The following is a 20,959-nucleotide window of genomic DNA, read 5'->3' on the forward strand; positions in this document are numbered from 1 at the left end:
AATAGTTATAACCAAAACTTCACGGTAAGAAGTTGAGAAAGTATTCCTATACATAAACCAATGAATAATTCAGGTTTTGAATGCGCCTTTAAATAGAGCCTTGAAGAAGCAACGACGCCAACTGCCAAACTAAAAAGGCTTATTGCAATAATCACATTGATTTCAAAATGTATACTTAGATTGATAAGGTACATGAACAAACCTCCAATACCGGCCATGTGCAGACTTGCTTTGTAATTGGTAAACACCAACAACAGATTGGCGCAGGCTGAACCAATCAAACCTACGAAATAAAAATAAAGCTCCCCGATATAATTATTGGGAAGCACCTTGTATAAAATCATCAACAGCAATACAATATGAATAAAAAGCGGGTATTTCCTTTCGGAAATACTTGCCATATGAACCGAAGTTACGATACCTAGATTTTTTAGTATAAAAAAAGCTATAATCGGGATGATGACCGTTAGGATAAAAATAGGAAGTACGTTGCCGCTTTGAATTTCCAAAGGACTATATTTTGGAGTGATGAGGAAATAGGCTAACGTACCAGCTATGGGTATGAATAAGGGATGAAAAATGTAGGAGATAGCATTCGCGAAAGTTTTCATTAAATCTGTTTTCGTAATCGCGCGACCGGAATTCCTAGTTGTTCTCGGTACTTGGCAACGGTCCTACGTGCTATGGGATATCCCTTTTCCTTTAAGATTGTAGCCAGTTTATCATCGGTCAGTGGTTTCTTTTTTTCCTCGTCCTTAATAACTGTTTCCAAAATCTTTTTTATTTCTTTTGTGGAAACATCTTCTCCCTGCTCATTTTTCATGGACTCGGAAAAATATTCCTTAATAAGTTTAGTGCCGTAAGGCGTATCTACATATTTGCTATTGGCAACCCTGGAAACCGTTGAAACATCCATTTCTATTTCATCTGCAATGTCCTTTAGGATCATGGGTCTAAGATTGCGCTCGTCACCTGTTAAAAAGTATTCTTTTTGATAGTGCATGATGGCGTTCATGGTAACAAAAAGGGTTTGTTGCCTTTGTCTAATGGCATCTATGAACCATTTTGCGGCATCTAATTTTTGCTTTATGAAGAGTACCGTGTCTTTTTGCGATTTTGATTTTTCCTTAGATTCTTTATAACCTTTGAGCATATTGTTGTACTCTCTGGAAACATGTAGTTCTGGAGCATTTCTACCGTTTAAGGTAAGCTCCAGTTCGCCTTCCACTATTTTAATTGAAAAGTCCGGGACTACATGTTCTATGATTCTGTTGTTTCCTGCATAGGAACCGCCCGGTTTGGGGTTTAATTTTTCAATCTCGTTAATGGCCTCCTTTAATTCTTCTTCTGAGACATCATGCTTTTGAATGAGCTTTTGATAGTGCTTTTTGGTAAATTGTTCAAAGGATTTTTTAAGTATGGCAATGGCCAATTCAATACTTGGAGTCAGTTCTTTTCGCTCTAATTGAATAATCAGGCATTCCTCCAAAGAACGCGCTCCTACACCGGGAGGGTCTAATTCCTGGACAATGTTCAAGACTTTTTTTATGGTTTCCTCATCGGTATATACATTTTGGGTAAAAGCCAAATCGTCCATGATATCCGCAATTGGCCTCCTTATGTAACCGCTTTCATCTACGCTCCCGACCAAAAATTCGGCAATGGCCCATTCCTGGTCATCCAAATACACTGTATTCAGCTGATTTAATAAGTGTTGGTTGAAAGATATACCTGCTGCGTAAGGAACGCTTTTTTCGTCATCGTCCGCACTATAGTTATTGGTATGCGTTCGGTACTCGGGAATCTCATCATCACTTAGATAATCATCAATATTGATGTCCTCTGCGTTAATAGTCTCCCCTTCAGATTCATCTTCATAAACTTCTGCAAATTCATCCTTAGGATTATCCAAATCTTCCTTACCGCTCTCCAATGCAGGATTCTCCTCCAATTCTTGTTTTAGGCGCTGCTCAAAAGCCTGAGTAGGTAATTGAATCAGCTTCATCAACTGAATCTGTTGAGGAGATAGTTTTTGGGATAATTTAAACTGTAGGTGTTGTTTTAGCATAGTTTATCTAGATGCATTATAAAAATAAGGAAATACCCTTAAAATTCTGCATTTTGGGGAGTTCTTGGGAAAGGTATAACATCTCTGATATTCCCCATCCCAGTTGCGAACAATACGAGTCTTTCAAAACCTAGACCAAAGCCGCTGTGCTCTGCAGTACCAAATCTTCGTAAATCCAGATACCACCAGAGTTCTTTTTCATCGATACCTAAATCGGCTATTTTTTGTTTCAAGACATCCAAACGTTCCTCACGCTGTGATCCCCCCACAATTTCACCAATTCCAGGAAAAAGGATATCCATGGCCCTTACGGTTTTGCCATCCTCGTTCAAACGCATATAAAAGGCCTTTATTTTCGCCGGATAGTCAAAAAGAATGACCGGGCAGTTAAAATGTTTTTCGACCAAATAACGCTCGTGTTCACTTTGTAGATCCACGCCCCATTCATCAATAGGGTATTGGAATTTTTTCTTCTTGTTGGGTTTGGAGTTTCTTAGAATATCAAAAGCTTCGGTATAACTTACTCTTTTAAAGTTGTTATCTACCACAAACTTCAATTTTTCTAGAAGTGGCATCGGACTTCTTTCCGCTTGCGGTTTGGATTTTTCTTCATCTAAGAGACGCTTTTCCAAAAATGCCAAATCCTCTTGACAATGTTCCAACACATAGGAAATCACATCTTTTATGAAATCTTCGGCCAAATCCATATTGTCATGCAGATCAAAGAAGGCCATTTCTGGCTCTATCATCCAAAATTCTGCCAAGTGTCTTGAAGTATTTGAATTTTCGGCTCTAAAAGTTGGTCCAAACGTATAAACTTTTCCGAGACCCATGGCGTATGCTTCGGCCTCTAATTGTCCCGATACCGTTAAATTTGTTTCTTTTCCGAAAAAATCGGCCTTATAATCAACCGTACCATCTTCCGTAAGTGGAGGGTTCTTTTCATCTAAGGTAGTTACGCGAAACATTTCTCCCGCTCCCTCCGCATCCGAACCTGTAATAATAGGTGCGTGAAAATAATGAAATCCATTGTTTCTGAAGTAATTATGAATGGCAAAGGAAAGTGCCGAACGTACCCGCATTATAGCGGAAAACGTATTGGTTCTAACCCTTAAATGCGCCTTTTCCCTAAGAAATTCCAATGAATGTTTTTTGGGTTGAATAGGGTAGGTGTCCGGGTCTGCATTACCGTGTACAAAGATATCGTTCACTTGAATTTCAAAAGATTGTCCTTTTCCTTGGCTTTTCACCAAGGTGCCACCGATACGAAGCGCCGAACCTGTATTGATTTGTTTTAAAACCGTTTCGTCAAAGTTTTCAAAATCTACAACACATTGAATGTTATTTATAGTAGAACCATCATTTAGTGCTATGAAACGATTGCTCCTGAACGTCCTCACCCAACCATTAATGGTTACCTCTTGCTGCAATTGTTTACCTGAAAGTAGTTCTTTAACTGATACTGTCTGCATTGTAAAGCTCTTGAAAAATTAAAAAATCAAAGATAGCTTTTTGATAAAAAAGAATAGGGAATACTGGTCTTAAAAAGGTACCGGAGCAATAAAAACTTTAATCGTTATCCTCTCCTTTCGGTAGGATATCAATTTGTGGTTTTTTAAGAACCTTTTTGTTGGCAATACTTTTTTCCAACGATAAGAGGAGAGACGGCAACAGAATTAGATTGGCCAACATGGCAAAGAGTAGGGTAGCGGAAACCAATGAACCAAGTGCAACGGTACCCCCAAAGTTGGAGATGACAAAAACCGAAAAACCAAAGAATAATACAATGGAAGTGTAGAACATGCTTACTCCTGTTTCCCTGAGGGCCGCATAAACGGATTTTTCTATTTTCCACTTGCTAGCGGTAAGTTCCTGTCTATATTTGGCCAAGAAGTGTATGGTATCATCTACTGAAATACCAAAGGCAATACTAAATACCAAAATGGTAGAAGGCTTTATAGGTACGCCTATAAAGCCCATGATTCCGGCCGTAACGAGCAAAGGCAGTAGGTTTGGTATCAGGGAAATAATGATCATCTTGAACGAACGGAACAAATAGGCCATAAACAAAGCTATCAACCCTATTGCCAGGGCCAATGATAGTATCAAGTTCTTGACCAAGTATTTTGTTCCTTTTAGAAACAACAAGGCACTTCCGGTCATGTACACTTTAAAACGCTCCTCGGGAAAAATTTTGGCGATGTTTTCCAAAAGGCGTTCTTCAATTTCCTCCATACGGTCTGTTTTTACATCGCGCATAAAAGTGGTCATACGTGCCACTTGTCCCGTACTGTCCACAAAACTTTTTAAGAGGTTGCCGTTGTCAGAAGATTTTCGGGCAACATCCATAATGAAGTTGTTTTCTTGGCTTGTAGGTAATTGATAATATTTGGGGATACCATTATAAAAGGCCTGCTTGGAATATTTCACCAGATTGACTATCGAAACCGGTTTGGACAGTTCAGGAATTTCATCGACCAGAGTTCCCAAACGGTCCATTCTTTTTAGATTGGCAGGCTTCAGTACTCCTTTCGGATTTTTAGTATCAATAACAATTTCTACGGGCATAATACCGTCAAACTCCTGTTCAAAAAATCGTATATCTTCAAAGAATTCGGCCTTTTTGGGCATATCTTCAATAGGACTTCCTGAAATATTTATTTGATAGATTCCTATAATACTTAAAACGAGCAACGCTATGGAAACGATGTAAACTGTTATTCTTCGATCCCTAACAATACGCTCCATCCAATTTGCGAAAGCATCTATCCACCGTTTGTTCAAGTGTTTTAAATGTCTGGATTTTGGTAGCGATAAAAAGCTATATACAATAGGAATAATCAAGAGCGATAATAAAAAAATACCAATGATATTGATAGAAGCAACAACGCCAAATTCCTTTAATAATTTGCTGTCCGTAATGATAAATGTGGCAAAGCCGGAAGCAGTTGTCATATTGGTCATTAAAGTAGCATTCCCTATTTTGGAAATCACACGTTGTAATGATAAGGCCTGATTACCATGTTTCTTGACTTCTTGTTGGTATTTATTGATGAGGAATATGCAATTAGGTATACCGATGACTATGATCAGTGGCGGAATCAATGCCGTTAATACCGTGATTTCATATTGCAGCAAGCCAAGGATTCCAAAAGCCCACATCACTCCAACAATCACTACGCACATAGAAATGAAAGTTGCCCGAACACTTCTGAAAAAGAAAAAGAAAATAACTGAGGTAACCCCTAAGGCGGCAAGAATGAATTTTCCAATTTCATCAATGATGTTTTGGGAATTCATGGTTCGTACATATGGCATCCCGGATATGCGGACATCCAAACCGGTTTCTTCTTCGAAATTCTTCACAAGGTTTGTCATGTCCTTTAGGATAAAGTCTTTCCTTACGGAAGTATTTACAATATCCTTGTCTAAATACATTGCGGTACGAACGGTACCGCTTTCTTTGTTGTAGATTAGATTGTCATAAAAGGGCAGTTCATTAAAAAGGTGGTTTTTAATACTATCTATTTCCTTTCTAGTATCCAGTTTTCCTTGTATCAGGGGTCTAAGGAAAAACTCTTGGTTTTCCTTATCCTTTATCAATTCCTGAAGATTATCCGTAGATAATACAAAATCAACTTCTGGAAAAGCACCAAGTTGTTTGCTAAGCTTGTTCCAACGATTAAAATTTGAGGGACTGAAAAGTGCACTGTCCCTTATGGCGAACACAACTACATTGCCTTCTTCCCCAAACTGTTTTAGGAATTCTTTATACTCTAAATTTACGGGGTGGTCATCTGGTAGTAAATTGGCTTGGGAACTGGAGAAGCGCATATTTTTCCACTGTAATCCCAAGAAAACCGTAAAAGCAATCACAAGTGCCAGTATTAGAATCCTATTTCTAAGAATGATTCTTGCGGTAGCAGACCAAAATCCTGTTGTGAGTTTTTTTACCATGGGTTCTTTAAGCCGGGTGCAAAGGTAACCAATGCCACTTATTGTTCCTAAGCAGATGATTTAAAAGTAAAATGAAAACCGATAAAAAAAGCGGCTGAATGCCGCTTTTTTTATTTTGAAAGACGCTTTTAAACCGTCATGATTTCAACTTCCTTTTTCTCCAAGAAAGCATCAATTTTTTTACTGTAGGTATCGGTCAATTCTTGGACATCCACCATGGCATTTTTTTCCAGATCTTCGGAAATATCCAAATCCTTGATTTCTTTATTGGCATCTTGTCGTGCACTTCTAACACCAACTTTAGCGTGTTCGGCTTCTGCTTTTGCCTGTTTTGTGAGCTGAATTCTACGTTCCTCGGTAAGTGGCGGAACATTAATGATGACCATATCTCCATTATTCATAGGGTTGAAACCAAGGTTGGAGTTCATGATTGCTTTTTCAATTTCCGGTAACATCGCCTTTTCCCATGGCTGAACTGAAATAGTGCGACCATCTGGAGTGTTCACATTGGCTACTTGGGATAAAGGTGTCTGAGAACCATAATATTCTACCATTACGGAAGATAGCATAGCGGGACTGGCTTTGCCCGCTCTGATCTTGACAAATTCTCGTTCTAAATGCGCTATGGCAGCGTCCATGCTCTCTTTTGTGGAATCTAAAATAAATTGTATCTCTTCATTCATAATCAAAATTTTCTGCGGTACTTACACAAATTATACCAATCTAAACATTAACAGTGGTCCCTATTGCTTCGCCATCTACAAGTCTAAGTAGGTTTCCTTTGGTGTTCATGTCAAAAACTACAATGGGCAATTCATTTTCTTGACTAAGGGTAAAAGCTGTGGTGTCCATAACTTTTAATCCTTTTGTAAGGACATCTTTAAACGAAATCGTATCAAACTTGGTGGCATTTTTATCTTTTTCCGGATCCGAAGTATAAATACCGTCTACGCGCGTTCCCTTAAGAATAACATCGGCCTCTATTTCAATGGCACGTAGCACAGCAGCAGAATCGGTCGTGAAATATGGGTTACCAGTTCCTCCACCAAAAATAACGACCCTCCCTTTTTCTAAATGGCGTATTGCCCTTCTTCGAATAAAAGGTTCAGCTACTTCATTTATTTTTATGGCAGATTGTAATCGCGTTTCCACATGTTGCATTTCCAACGCACTTTGTAATGCCAAACCATTAATAATCGTCGCCAGCATGCCCATATGGTCTCCTTGTACACGATCCATTCCTGTGGCAGCGCCCGAAAGACCACGGAAAATATTTCCGCCTCCTATCACTATTGCTACTTGGATACCTTTGTCAATAACTTTTTTAATTTCTTCCGCATATTCATTCAACCTATTGGAATCGATACCATATTGTTTCTCTCCCATCAATGCTTCTCCACTTAGTTTTAAAAGTATCCTCTTGTATCGCATGTTTATTTTATTTCGGAACAAAAATAATGAAAAAAAATGATGGCTTTAAAAGGTAATTTTTTGATTCAGCGCAGTCAATCTCCAATATGCCCAGTTTATCATTTTACATCATAATAATTACCTCGGTTTCGTAATGCTTTAATAAAAAAAGCCGCCAAGTTTGTGCTTGGCGGCCTTTTAATTTGAGTTAGTTTGCTTTTAATTATCCTACTGTTGCACGTTTAAAACCTGTAACGGTTACATCTCCATAAGATGCTACGTATTCTGCAACATTTATTTTTTCATCCTTAATGAAATTCTGATCTAATAAACACTGCTCTTGGTCCAGTGTTGTATTGTCAGAAATAAACCTTTCCATTTTTCCAGGAAGAATTTTGTCCCAAATTTGTTCTGGCTTGCCTTCCGCTTTCAATTGTGCTTTGGCATCTTCTTTGGCTTTTGCGAGAACTTCATCGGTCAATTGCGCCATAGAAATATATTGGGGTACGTTTTTAAGTGTTTTTCCTAAACGTTCCAATTCTTCATTTTCCTTTTCTATAACTGCAATTCTAGCCTCAGTCTCGGCAGCGATAAAGTCCGCATCAAAATCTTTGTAAGATAATGTCGTCGCTCCCATAGATGCTACTTGCATTGCCACGTCTTTCACAAGAACATCGGCTTTGTCTACTTTAGCGGAAAGACCGACCAATGCGGCTATTTTATTAATGTGAACATAAGAACCTACATATGGTGCCTCAATTCTTTCAAAAGCTGTAATTTCTAATTTTTCACCGATAACGCCAGTTTGTTCCGTTAGCTTTTCAGCAACCGTTATGCCGTTAAAATCGGAAGCTAAGAACTCTTCTTTCGTATTATAGTTCAATGCTTGTTCTGCAAGGTCGTTTGCCAAGGCCACGAACTTTTCGTTTTTACCAACAAAATCGGTCTCACATCCTAAGACGATTGCCACTCCAGCAGTATTGTCCGCATTCACTTTGGCAATAGCGGCACCTTCCGAGGAATCTCTATCCGCTCTCTTTGCGGCTACTTTCTGTCCTTTTTTACGAAGCACATCAATTGCCTTGTCAAAATCGCCTTCTGCTTCTACCAATGCATTTTTGCAATCCATCATTCCTGCTCCGGTAGCTTTTCTTAATTTATTTACTTCTGCGGCTGTAATCTTTGCCATAACTTTAAAATTATTTATGTATTCCCATGCCTACGGGAATGTGATAATTAGTAATTCTGAATTAAAGATGTTTATTCTACGCCTCCTTTAGCGTTGTCCTGCCATTCTTTGAGCTCATCCCATTTACCATCAGCGGCCATCTTTGCTTGTTTTGGCCAAGAAGTTGGGTCTAAATGAGCCATTCTTGAACTGGCTTCCGTTAAAATTTCTTTTATTTTTTCAGCGTCTCCTTTGGATAGATCAGCGAAAGTTGCCATACCTGCATTTGTCAATGCTTCCGCAGCTTTTGGACCAACACCTTCAATCTTGGTAAGATCATCTCCTTTTTCAGCTTTAGCCTTAGCTGCTTTTTTAGGAGCAGCTTTTTCTTCTTTCTTTTCTTCTACGATCGGTGCTTCCTCCTTTTTTACTTCTTCCTTTACTGTCTCTTTTGGAGCGGCAGCTTTCTTTTCCGTTTTTGGTGCCTCTTCTGTTTTAGCTTCAGTCTTTGGTTTAGCTTCTTTTTCTCCTTTTTCGGCCTTACGTTCCGCCAGACCTTCAGCGACGGCATTGGTTACCTGCGTCATGATGATATCAATTGATTTTGATGCATCGTCATTAGAGGGTATCAAATAATCAACATCTCTAGGGTCGGAATTGGTATCGACCATTGCGAAAATTGGAATGTTCAATTTCTGTGCTTCTTTGACCGCTATGTGCTCACGCATGGTATCAACGATGAAAAGTGCACCGGGAAGACGTGTCATTTCAGAAATAGACCCTAAGTTTTTCTCCAATTTAGCACGCAAACGGTCTACTTGAAGACGTTCTTTTTTAGAAAGTGTCAAGAACGTTCCGTCTTTTTTCATTCTATCAATAGAGGCCATTTTCTTAACAGCCTTACGGATGGTTACAAAATTGGTCAACATACCCCCTGGCCATCTTTCCGTGATGTAGGGCATATTTACGTTTGCCGCTTTTTCGGCAACGATGTCCTTTGCTTGTTTTTTAGTGGCTACAAAAAGAATTTTTCTTCCTGAAGCTGCAATTTTGGCCAAGGCTTCGTTGGCCTCGTCCATTTTTGCAACGGTTTTGTAAAGATTGATAACGTGAATTCCGTTACGCTCCATGTAGATATAAGGAGCCATGTTCGGATTCCATTTTCTGGTAAGGTGTCCAAAGTGTACACCAGCTTCTAATAATTGTTTTACTTCGACTTTCGCCATTTTAAATTTAGTTTACGTTCTTTTGAATTAGCAATGGTAAAGTGGTATCCAAAAAAATCGGAAGCCTTCACCATTTAGATGCTAAACTAATCTTACCTTTTTCCATATAGAAAATGGGAAAAGGATTTTTAATTGTTCCTCTTGGAAGAACTTTCAATGAACTGGTTAAAAATATAATAAAGGTGCCCTTTTGAAAGAGCACCCAATAATTCTGTGATTAACGCTTGGAGAACTGGAATTTCTTACGGGCTTTTTTCTGTCCGAATTTCTTACGTTCCACCATTCTTGGGTCTCTGGTCAATAAACCTTCTGGTTTAAGCGTAGTCCTATGCTCGGCATCTACCTCGCAAAGCGCTCTGGAAATGGCCAATCTGATAGCCTCTGCTTGACCTGTAATTCCACCACCGTATACATTTACCTTAACGTCGTAATTGTCTTCGTTTCCGGTAAGCGAAAAAGGTTGGTTTACTTTGTATTGTAGTGTAGCAGTCGGGAAATAAACTTTTAAATCTTTATTGTTGATGGTAATGTTTCCTTTTCCTTGGGAAACATAAACACGTGCTACAGCTGTTTTTCTTCTACCTATTTTATGAATAATTTCCATATTATTTAAGGTCTTTTAAATTTACTACAGTTGGTTTTTGAGCTTCTTGTTCGTGCGCCTCACCAGCGTAAACTTTAAGATTTCTGAACAATTCCGCACCTAATCTATTTTTTGGCAACATTCCTTTCACAGCTCTCTCTACAATGCTCGCAGGATTTTTTTGAAGTAATTCCGTTGCGGTAGTAGAACGCTGACCACCTGGGTAACCTGTATACCTCAAGTAGGTTTTGTCGGACCATTTATTTCCGGAAAGCGTTACTTTCTCTGCATTGATAATTACCACATTATCCCCACAATCTACGTGTGGCGTAAAACTTGGTTTATGCTTGCCTCTCAATAAATTGGCAACTTTAGAAGCCAAACGGCCCAAAGCTTCTCCTTCTGCATTTACCAATAGCCACTCCTTTGTAACCGTAGCTTTATTGGCCGAAACAGTCTTATAACTTAATGTATCCACTACTGCTTATTTTACTTGTTAAATACTATAATCCCGTCAAACGGGCTGCAAATGTACAATTATTAAGTTGAATTACAAATGGTTGTTTTTAAATATTTGTCTGATTTTTTCTCATCAATATTTTCATCTTTATTGGGTTGATACCGGATAAGATATTTTCTGATAAAAATCAAAAATTTTAAGTTGTTGTTTTTTCGTTTACGTATTATTTAAAACTCAAGCACTGACCAGTATGATTTAAAGCACTTGAAATATTCATTATATTTATTCGTTTGTAATTTTGTAAACTCAATTAAGAATTATGATGAAAAAGAATATTTTACTAATACTTGCCTTCAGTTTGTTTCTGGCGTCCTGTAGCTCCGATAAAGGTGAGGCTGCTGAAAACCCTGCCGACGCCATAATAGGAACATGGGATGCGACCGAATTCAGAATCGATGATAATACGGCAAGCGATGATGCAATATTAGGTCGAGAGATTCTTGAATTTTTAGCAAATAAGAATTGTGTGATTATCTCGCTTCAATTTAATGCAGATTTAACAGCTACGGCTACAAATTCATCCAATTATGTGGGAGATTTTCAGACAACCGAAACAGGGTTTGATATTCTATGTCCCACAGAATCAGATATAGAATCAAGTACGTATACATATGATGGTTCCGTGGTTGTATTTTTAACTCCCGATGGAGAAACGGAAACGGTAAACGTTACCATAGACGGAGAAACAATGATAGTGAATGCTGCGGATTTGGATATCCCTGATTTTGATGAAAGTGGCGAACTAATTTTTACTAAAAGATAATTTCCTTTCTATTTTGAAATTTAAAAAGCCCTCATGAGGGCTTTTATTGTTTATAAAATTTCGTTTGTATTGTTTGCTCTTCAGATTGAATTGAAATCATATAGATTCCTTTAGAAAGGGCCGCTACAGGGATATTCAACGCCCTATTTTTTATTTGCCATTGATGTTGTAGCACTGTATTGCCATAGATATCGGAAATTAAGATGGTCGCGTTATCTGAATTTTGCAATCCGAGTATATTTAAAATATTACTCGCAGGATTTGGAAATACTTTTACTTTTTCGGGTTTGGCAATTATTTCGTTAGAGTCAATTTGCGCATGCATACCGACCGAAAACAATAAAAAACTTAAAATTAAAATCGCTTTCCCCATAATTTTGATGTGCTACTTAAACAAACCAACTCTAAAGCTAAGAATGCTCTAGGTAGAGAGCAATTAAATGTTGTGTAAATGACCTTATAATGTGGTCAATGTAAGGAATTAACCTTTATTAACAATTAAAAGCCCTCCATGTAGTGAACATGAAAGGCTTTTAGGAACTAACTCAAAAAAATCTTTTTATAAAGGATTTTGTACCAGTAAGGGGTTTGCATTTAATGCATCTTGTGGAATTAACCATTGCCATCTTGAATCTCCAGCTGGTACGTCAAATACGTCAGAAATCAGGTCTGCACTGTGATTGGCTCCGTTTCTGTTTAAAGGAAGATCTAATCGTTTTAAGTCATAGAACCTAAAGCCTTCGCCCCAAAGTTCTACACGTCTTTGAACGTAAATTTCTTCTTTCAGGGCTTGCCCAGAATTCGTAGATAATATATAATTGGGATCTCTATTGGAAGCCAATTCAAATAGTACTTGTCTAGCTGCGGTCTCGTCTGAATAAGATAAGGCTTCTGCTTCAATAAGGTACATCTCAGCTGCCCTCATATAAGGAACATCCATTCTACTATCGCCTGTACCTGCAGCTATAAATTTTTGGTTTGTGTAAGGTTGTCTGCTATGTCTGGAGCTAATTTCAATTCCAGGCGGTAAAATGGGATGTTCTCCTGTTGGATCCCATAATCTCTTGCGAATATCGGTATCCGATATTTCATCATATAAAAGACTGCTTATGGCCTTAGGATTTCCTCGAATATTGGAAGAACTGAAATTTCTAGAAATATAGGCTCCGTAGTTTCCAAAAACATCGGTTTGGTCTTCTTGTATAAAGCTGCCCCACATCCATTCAACATTACTATAATCACTAAAATTGTTGAAATAGGTATCGTTGTCCATTAATTCGTAACCTTCTTTCGCTTGAGAAGCAAAATCTGCCGCAATGCCATAGTTGCCCTGTACAAGTGCTACACGTGCTTTTAACCCTCTAGCCACACTTATATCCAAATGTGATTTGTTTGGCCTGTTATAATCACTTAGTACGGCTATTGCATCATCCAAATCTTGGTTTACTTGAGCATACACTTCTTCCACGGTGTTTCTAGCTAAAGGCTCGTTATCAGGGGTCAAACGAATGGGTATTCCAAGCTGTGAATTGCCTCCTCCGGGCATATAACGTTGTCCATATAGCTGCACCATTTGAAAATGGGCCCATGCCCTGTATGTTAATGCTTGGCCCAAGGCTGCATCTCTTTCTGCTTCTTCCCCTGTCGCATTTTCCGCACCATTGATAATAACATTAGCGTTCCTAATTATCCTGTAGTATGTCCTATACGGGAACAGGTTGTTGGCAGAAGTTACATTGGTATGATCTTGCCATCCGCTCGTAGAAATAAACCAGTTATTGGCCCTAGCAGTATTTACATAATCTTCGCCGAGGTTCTCGTTTTGAAGCATTAATGCACTAATACCGGTCCTGCCTTGTGCTCCATATCTTATGTAAAGAGATCTATGTATACCGTTAACAATTAAGAATAGGTTGCCAGTAGTTTCTGTAGATGTGGTAGAGGCGACATTTTCAGTCGGTACCTGTTCTAGTAAATCTTTATCGCAAGAACTAATTATAGTTGTTAGAAGAATAAAGACTATTAATAAATTAAACTTTTTCATCTGTATATTTTTAAAATGTAACATTAAGCCCCAATGTAATAACTCTTGAAGGAGTGAACCTATTACTAGTGGTTCCCTGAAAATTTTGTACAACGTCCAGTCCCGTTCTTTTGTTAAACAGTACAAGGTTTTCGCCTGAGGCAAATACCCTTAATCCACTTAAGCCTATACCTTCAATAATCCTTCTATCAAAACTATAAGCAATGTTTGCCTGCCTAAGTGACAAGAAATCAGAATCTATTAAAAACCGGTCAGATCCAGCTCCAAACTGGTTTATCTGATTGGAATCCAATCTGGGTACATCTGTAATATCTCCAGGTTGTTGCCATCTCCGTAAAATATCAACGCTCAACGCATCACCTGCACTACCTGAATCCATTAAATTCCCCCAAGTTGTGTCATAAGTTTCTCCTCCTAATTGATAGGTAAACGTAAACCCTAGTTCAAAATTCTTATAGTTGAAAGTATTTGTGAAAGCACCAAATAAATCAGGTGTTGCATTGCCTACAAAATCAAAATTCGCCTTATTTTGATTTGTGGTCACTGTTGTACCATTGATTTGTCTAACGTCGCTATCTCCTACCGCGCCCAATTCGGGATCTAAAATATATAATGCAGAACCGTCCGCTGGATCTACACCGAACCAGTCTCTTAGCCAAAAATCATACTGATCACCACCTACTACCAATTTTTTTGAACCGTTTATCAGTTCTTCTTGTGGTAATCTTAATATTTCATTTTTTAAGGTAGAGGCATTAACGTTAGAGTTCCAAGAAAAATCCTCTGTTCTTATAAAAGCTAAATTTAAATCTATTTCAATTCCAGAATTTACCCATGCACCTATGTTTGAAGGTACTTCGTCTAAACCAGCACTCGTTGGAAGTGGAACATTGAACAGTAAATCTGTAGATTCCCTTTCATAATATTCTATAGTTCCAGAAACTCTATTGTCAAATAATCCAAATTCTAATGCCACATCCTTTTGAATATTGGTTTCCCATTTTATATCTGGATTACCGGCTGCACTCGCTAAAATTCCTCCTTCAGCTGCATTATTGTTACCTAGTGCGAATAATGCTTGACTTGGAAAAAAATTAGCTACACCATTATCAAATTCTATTTCGTCATTTCCAGTCTCACCATATGAAGCCCTTAATTTTAATGAATTCACCCAAGTCACACTATTCATAAAATTTTCAGTATCTATCCTCCAAGATGCTCCAACAGAAAAGAAATCTCCCCAGCGTACATTTTCAGCAAATCTAGAGGACGCATCTCTTCTGTACGAAGCGGAAACGTAGTATCTATCATCAAAATCATAATTTAAGCGAGAGAAATAACCTTCTCTAGTGAGATTTCTTCTAAAGGATTCTAAATCGGTTGTGGTAGTGAAATTTATAAGTTCGGTATTGCCATCAGCAATAATTTCCTGTCTAGTACCAGTCAATAACTCTAATTTAAAATCATAATTTTCATGGCCCAAAAGAGCACCTATGGAATGCTTTCCAAAATCTCTGTTGTAGTTTAAAAGTTGATTGTAATTTACTGTAGTTTGTATAGAAGAAGTTTTTAAGGATCTTCCAGCTGGATTTCCATCCCCCACTACGGGTGTTTGAAACCGTTCCCTGTAAAAAAACCTCTTATCTAAAGTTGCGTTGAAGGTGAAGGTAAAATCCTTTAAAAACTTGACTTCGGCGAAAGTTCTGCCCGATACATTATCTGTTTGACGAATATCGGTATTTAGTATAGTCTCTAATACAACATGTCTTCCTGAAGTGTTACCAATTCTACTATCGTCTCTAAAATCATATATCCGCTCTCCATTTTCATCTAGTATAAATTCTCCAGTAACTGGATCATGCTCGAAAACAGGATAAATTGGTGCAATAAATCTTGTTGTGAAAAATGGATTTACAAAAGAGTTTGATGTCCCGTCCGAAGCATTGTTGGATACTGCAGTAGATGCGGAAATATTTACCCCTGTTTTTAACCAATTTGTAACTTGAGAATTTACATTAACACGACCAGTAATTCTTTCAAAACCGGAATTTATAATAAACCCTTCATCATCTAGATACCCTATCGAAGCAAAAAAATCAGATTTTTCTGTACCTCCTGAATAAGAAAAATCAATATTTTTTCTATTACCTGCTCTTACTAATGGTTCTTGCCAATCCAAATCATCTGGATACAATAAAGAAGCAGCGGGATTTAACTGTCCGTTAGGTAAAACGATTTGATTATTTGGTACGTTAAATGGATTTACACCTAGAATACTAAAAATCTCATCAGATGCTTGTTGGTTCGCGTCGGCTACAGGAGTTGTACCCGAGATAGATAATGCATTTCTTCTAGCTTCCCACAGCAAAGGATAGTATTGCTCGGCATTTACTCTTTCGTATTCCGGTATGGCTCTTGAAGTTATTCCCTGACTAATAGTCAAATTGGCTGTACTTTTTCCTTGTCGGCCTTTTTTAGTGGTAATTAACACCACTCCATTTGCAGCTCTGGAACCATATAAAGAAGTAGAAGCGGCATCCTTAAGAACGGTAAGACTTTCAATGTCATTTGAGTTCAGACTAGAAAGATCACCTCCAAATTGTACACCATCTACTACATATAATGGTTCACTAGAAGAGCTGAAAGAACCATTACCTCTAATTTGAATATTTGGAGTTGAACCAGGTTGACCACTAGCTGCAGAAACATTTACTCCAGGCGCGGCACCCTGTAATGCCTGGACCACATTGGAAATAGGCCTGTCCTTGATTTTTTCAGCACTGATTTGAACAGCTGAGCCAGTAAAGTCGGATTTCTTTGACGTACCGTAAGCAACTACTATTACTTCTTCCAATGCTTGTGCATCTTCTTCGAGCGTTACATTTATCGTAGATTTTGATCCCACTTGAATTTCTTTGGTAGCATAACCAATATATGAAAAAACCAAAGTTTCACTTGATTCTGCTTGGATAGCAAAGTTGCCATCAAAGTCCGTTTGGACTCCTCTAGTGGTTCCTTTTATGAGAACGGTAGCCCCAGGTAGCGGTAATCCATTTTGGTCCAGAACAGTACCTGTTATGGGGTCTTGGATAATTTCGGACACTAATTGTGTGAAATTACTGGATGTTTCGGATTCTGAATCTTCATCATCATTTTGACGAGTTTCAAATTCGTCCATAATGGCTAGAACGGATGAATCATCTTTAGGAAATAAGACGATTTGATTCTTAAAAATTTTAAAATCAACGTTCTTATCCGAAAAAATTTGCTCTAGCAACAATGTTATATCAACATTGTCTGCGTTCACGGTAGCTTTTTTAGAAACGTCCACTAGACTATTATTATAAAAAAAGTTATAGTCTGTTTTCTTTTCTATTTCCGATAAAATGGTTTTTAATTCTAGGTTTTTGACATTTAGAGTGACCGCTTGGGCAAAAACTCTTTCTGCTCCAAATAGTTTTACGATTGTCATTAAGAACAGAATAGAATAAATTTTCATAACTCTAAGGAATAGTAGTCTAGTGGATTTTCCACTTTTTGAGTTTTCTTTCATAATTTAGTAGTATATAAGTATTAGTCAATTTTCAATAAATTGGTTGATTAGCTAAGAGAGTGTTCCAGCACTCTCTTTTTTTGTGGTTTTTATTTCATACTCAGTATAATTTTTTGGTTAATTTTTTCATATTTAATGTCCGATGAGATTATCAATAGTTTTAACACTTCGTCAGAGGTCAAATTATCAAAGGTTCCGGTATACTTATAGTCCAAAAGCTCCGGGGAATCTATTTTTATATCAATATTGTATTTGCGTTCAAGGTCTATTACTACCTGGTGTAGAGGCGTATCGTTAAATATAAGTTTGCCGGACGTCCATCCTAGGGCATTTTCAACCTTGACCTTTTCGATTTCAATCTTTTTCTCTTTTCTGTGAAAAATAGCTTTTTGTGAAGGAGCCAAAATAATTGGTGTTTCTTTCTCACGGGAAAGCTCAACTTTACCGGAAATTAAAGTTGTTTCGGTAAGTTTATCATCTGGATACGATTTTACGTTGAAAGTAGTTCCTAAAACGCGTATATCGTATTCTTCGGTCTTCACTATAAATGGCTTGTCTTTATTATGGGTGATATCAAAAAAAGCTTCACCCTTTAAAACAACTTCCCTAATACTATCATTGAACACTTTTGGATATTTTATAAAGCTATTGGCATTCAACGAAACTATACTGCCATCAGGTAGTTTGATTTCTTCTCTTAAATTGCTTCTAGTAATAATTTCTGTTGTCTCTGAAAGATCTGATTCTACAACTAGTGGGGTTATTTTTTCTTCATTATCAACATTGTAATAGAATGAGAGTCCCACAATCAAAGCTAAGGATGCTGCTATTGAAAAAACGGTTACTAGCTTTTTTCTATTTCTATTGTATGGTAGATCAACAATATCTTGGGGCTCTTCCGCTCTGAAATTTTTAAGGGTACGTGCTACATAATCCGCTTTTAGAAGATTATATTTTTTTTGGTTTTCAGGATTTTTTTCAATCCATGAAATTACCTCTTCTCTTTCTTGGGAATTGGTATTGTTTTTAATGAATTTCAGAAGAAGATTTTCTGTCATAAATAATGATTTCTCATATATATGACGTAATAAAATAGAAGTACCCCTAGTCGGTAACCGATATTTTTTAAAATAATGCTATAAATTCCCTGAGATGGAGACGCATATGCTTGAGGGCTTTGTTCATATGGTTCTCAATCGTTTTGACCGAAATATCCATTTCATCCGATATTTCTTTGTGTTTTAACCCTTGAATTCGACTTTTGATAAAAACCTTTTTACATTTTTCAGGCAACAAAGAGATAGCATGTTGAATTTCTTTTTCCAATTCTTTCTCAATTACTTCGGAAGACGCATCATCCTGTAGCGAGGATAGGTGAATATTATTTTCCCTAAATTCTAAATTCAATGATTCGGTAATCCTATTTTCTTTTTTCCGTAAATAATCTATACAGGTGTTTTTGGTCATTTGGTATAGATATGAATTGAGATTGGTATGAATGTTTAGTTGAGATTTTTTGTTCCATAACTTTACAAAAACATCTTGCACGATATCCTTTGCATCTTCCTTGTTCGTAAGATAACTTGAGGAAACGTGAAGTAGTCTAGAACAGTAAAGTTCGGATAAAAGTTGAAAGGCAAAGGCATCCCCCTTTTTTAGACTCTTTTTAAAAACAACACTATTAATATTAGTGGGCTCCAAATTTGAAATTAAAAATTAGTCAACATAAAAGTAACCAAAATTTAATGTTACGAAATTTTAACGACAAGTTTAACAATGTTTTTTTGAATGTGCTCCGGAATCGGACAATGCTTTGTTTTATATGCAATATTGATGTTGTGGAATCATATTTCCATAAATATCGGATATAAGAACGATTACTTTCTTGTAATTCAATGGTCAGAGTTTCTTATTTGCGAGCATAAGCGAAAATAATTTAAAAAAAGTTGATTCGGTTCAATCGATTTTGACATATTTTTCCTGGCTTCGTTTATAGCCAAGTCTATGGGCAATGGCCTGAATCATATCTCCTTGATGAATTTTAATTGGTTTATGATAAACTTTCCAACTTGGATTTTTTTCATCATCTGTTATAAATCGATATCCGATAGAAGCACCTTCCGTAGTACAATCAATTTTTAAGGCATCCTTTATAATTATAAACGTAGGATTTGCCGTTTTTGGCGGTTGTTCATTGGGCCAGAATGATTCAATAAGTTCTTTTTCCGGTCGTAATCCTTTATCATTTATGCGCGTGACCCAATTTTTACAGGCCTTTCTAAGTCTTTCTAATTGTTGTTTGTATTTTGGATTATCAGCTAAATTATTCAGTTCGTAAGGGTCTATGGTCAGATCGTAAAGTTCTTCATTTGGCTTTGAAGGATTGAACCACAAAGCCTGTTCTTTGGTTAATTGGTTCTTTTCCTTTAGCGCTAACAATTCCTGCATAATGGGCATTTGTTTACGATAGGCCATATCCGCGTAAAGTGGCTTTTGAGGCTCAAAGTTTTTAATGTATTTAAACTGTTTGTCGCGTACAGAACGGATTCTATCAGTAAGTTCGTCAAATCGGTCAGCCGCTCCGAATACATATTCAGGCTCATTATCACGTATGTATTTTCCCAAAAAAGCGGAACCTTGTATATGGTCAAGAGGCTTAATTCCTGCCAAAGAAAGCATTGTAGGTGCCAAATCAATAAAACTGATCATCCGGTTATCGCGTTGCCCGGCGAATTGCTTTTTGGGAAATCTGATAATTAACGGAACTTTGATTCCGCTATCATAAAGTAATCTTTTTTGCCTGGGCAATGGTCCACCATGGTCCGTATACCAAAATATGATGGTGTTTTCCAATAACCCATCTTCCTCAAGTTCCTTAAGAATTTTACCAACTTCAGCATCCATCTCCAAAATGTTGGAATACATTCTGCGAATATCCCTTCTTCCAACTTCGGTATCTGGTAAATATGGCGGTACTGGAACCTTTAAATCATTAGCAGTCCAAAGTGAGTCCTCCTGTTTTCTCCATATTTGGGATTCATGGGTTACACCAATATTAAAAACCGAGAAGAAAGGTTTGTTTTTGGGCCGGTTGCGCCAATGGGCTGTTTTACTACTTTCGTCCCAAGAGGTCATTGTGCGTATAAATTGGTAATCTTCCTTATCGTTGTTGGTGCAATAATAACCGGCAGCCCTTAAATATTCGGTAAACATCTTCACTTCTTTTGCCGGTACGGCTTGGTAGGCAATATTTTCTTCTGGTAGAGCTTTATAGCTATCTATTTTTCCTTGTGTGATAGTATCATTGAACCATGGGCCCGTACGCATGTGGCTGGCACCAATACTACTGGCATACATACCGGTTATGATTGCTGCTCTGGCCGGCCCGCAAACAGGATGTGGCGTGAAAAAATTATCGTAACAGACACCTTGTGAAGCTAGTTTGTCCAAATTAGGGGTGACTACGGTACTGTCTCCAAAAGCTGGAATATTGGGACTTTGGTCTTCGGCAACAATCCAAACAATATTAGGTTGAGCATTAATTTTTGGATTTATGACCTCACTTTTCCCATTATCCGAAATATCTTTTTTTTCCGTAGTACAGCCCGAAAGTAAAAAAACAGACCACAGAAAATACGACCAGTAAAATTTCATGCCGTACTTGAAT

General features: G+C 37.5%; 17 protein-coding genes. 1 reads left to right on the plus strand and 16 read right to left on the minus strand.

The annotated features are described in order from the left end of the window. Window positions 1–5: 5 nt before the first annotated feature. The 10 genes from ACKWBX_RS03630 to rplM form a co-directional block, all read right to left on the minus strand. Complete coding sequence (locus ACKWBX_RS03630; protein WP_413967283.1) at window positions 6–611, minus strand: hypothetical protein; 606 nt, start codon at window positions 609–611, stop codon at window positions 6–8. Next, on the minus strand, window positions 611–2,068 hold the full coding sequence (gene rpoN / locus ACKWBX_RS03635; RefSeq protein ID WP_413967284.1) for an RNA polymerase factor sigma-54: 1,458 nt from the start codon (window positions 2,066–2,068) through the stop codon (window positions 611–613). Before rpoN ends, ACKWBX_RS03630 begins: the two co-directional genes overlap by 1 nt. A gap of 38 nt (window positions 2,069–2,106) precedes the next feature. Beyond that, complete coding sequence (gene asnS / locus ACKWBX_RS03640) at window positions 2,107–3,540, minus strand: asparagine--tRNA ligase (protein WP_413967286.1); 1,434 nt, start codon at window positions 3,538–3,540, stop codon at window positions 2,107–2,109. 97 nt (window positions 3,541–3,637) lie between these two features. Next, on the minus strand, window positions 3,638–6,025 hold the full coding sequence (locus ACKWBX_RS03645; RefSeq protein WP_413967287.1) for an efflux RND transporter permease subunit: 2,388 nt from the start codon (window positions 6,023–6,025) through the stop codon (window positions 3,638–3,640). Between the two features lie 128 nt (window positions 6,026–6,153). After that, entirely contained in the window at window positions 6,154–6,708 is a 555-nt protein-coding gene (frr, locus tag ACKWBX_RS03650; protein WP_413967288.1) for a ribosome recycling factor, read from the minus strand. Window positions 6,709–6,748: 40 nt separating this feature from the next. Then, window positions 6,749–7,456: a UMP kinase gene (gene pyrH, locus ACKWBX_RS03655; protein ID WP_413967289.1), complete on the minus strand. Its 708-nt coding sequence runs from the start codon at window positions 7,454–7,456 to the stop codon at window positions 6,749–6,751. A gap of 202 nt (window positions 7,457–7,658) precedes the next feature. Continuing rightward, window positions 7,659–8,624 (minus strand): translation elongation factor Ts, encoded by a 966-nt coding sequence (tsf, locus tag ACKWBX_RS03660; protein ID WP_413967290.1) that lies wholly within the window; start codon window positions 8,622–8,624, stop codon window positions 7,659–7,661. 71 nt (window positions 8,625–8,695) lie between these two features. Continuing rightward, entirely contained in the window at window positions 8,696–9,829 is a 1,134-nt protein-coding gene (gene rpsB, locus ACKWBX_RS03665; protein WP_413967291.1) for a 30S ribosomal protein S2, read from the minus strand. 217 nt (window positions 9,830–10,046) lie between these two features. Continuing rightward, the gene (gene rpsI, locus ACKWBX_RS03670; protein ID WP_413967292.1) at window positions 10,047–10,433 is read right to left on the minus strand and encodes a 30S ribosomal protein S9; all 387 of its coding nucleotides are present in this window, start codon (window positions 10,431–10,433) and stop codon (window positions 10,047–10,049) included. A 1-nt stretch (window position 10,434) separates the two neighbouring features. After that, complete coding sequence (rplM, locus tag ACKWBX_RS03675) at window positions 10,435–10,890, minus strand: 50S ribosomal protein L13 (RefSeq protein ID WP_413967293.1); 456 nt, start codon at window positions 10,888–10,890, stop codon at window positions 10,435–10,437. 304 nt (window positions 10,891–11,194) lie between these two features. On the opposite strand from rplM, the gene ACKWBX_RS03680 reads away from it, so the two are divergent. Further along, complete coding sequence (locus ACKWBX_RS03680) at window positions 11,195–11,695, plus strand: hypothetical protein (RefSeq protein ID WP_413967294.1); 501 nt, start codon at window positions 11,195–11,197, stop codon at window positions 11,693–11,695. Between the two features lie 43 nt (window positions 11,696–11,738). Here the strand turns inward: ACKWBX_RS03680 and ACKWBX_RS03685 are convergent, their stop codons facing one another. The 6 genes from ACKWBX_RS03685 to ACKWBX_RS03710 all read right to left on the minus strand — a co-directional run bounded on the left by ACKWBX_RS03685 (window position 11,739) and on the right by ACKWBX_RS03710 (window position 20,946). After that, window positions 11,739–12,068, minus strand: a complete 330-nt coding sequence (locus tag ACKWBX_RS03685; protein WP_413967295.1) for a T9SS type A sorting domain-containing protein — start codon at window positions 12,066–12,068, stop codon at window positions 11,739–11,741. Window positions 12,069–12,254: 186 nt separating this feature from the next. After that, entirely contained in the window at window positions 12,255–13,739 is a 1,485-nt protein-coding gene (locus ACKWBX_RS03690; RefSeq protein WP_413967296.1) for a RagB/SusD family nutrient uptake outer membrane protein, read from the minus strand. Between the two features lie 10 nt (window positions 13,740–13,749). Next, a complete protein-coding gene (locus tag ACKWBX_RS03695; RefSeq protein WP_413967298.1) occupies window positions 13,750–17,292 on the minus strand; it encodes a TonB-dependent receptor in 3,543 nt (1,180 codons plus the stop codon). An 89-nt stretch (window positions 17,293–17,381) separates the two neighbouring features. Continuing rightward, the gene (locus ACKWBX_RS03700) at window positions 17,382–18,350 is read right to left on the minus strand and encodes a FecR family protein (protein WP_413967299.1); all 969 of its coding nucleotides are present in this window, start codon (window positions 18,348–18,350) and stop codon (window positions 17,382–17,384) included. 67 nt (window positions 18,351–18,417) lie between these two features. Beyond that, window positions 18,418–18,993, minus strand: coding sequence for an RNA polymerase sigma-70 factor (locus tag ACKWBX_RS03705; RefSeq protein WP_413967300.1), 576 nt, complete (start codon window positions 18,991–18,993; stop codon window positions 18,418–18,420). A gap of 255 nt (window positions 18,994–19,248) precedes the next feature. Next, window positions 19,249–20,946, minus strand: a complete 1,698-nt coding sequence (locus tag ACKWBX_RS03710; protein WP_413967301.1) for a sulfatase-like hydrolase/transferase — start codon at window positions 20,944–20,946, stop codon at window positions 19,249–19,251. Between the last annotated feature and the right edge of the window lie 13 nt (window positions 20,947–20,959).

This window comes from Maribacter algae, assembly GCF_047345745.1.
Taxonomy (GTDB): domain Bacteria; phylum Bacteroidota; class Bacteroidia; order Flavobacteriales; family Flavobacteriaceae; genus Maribacter.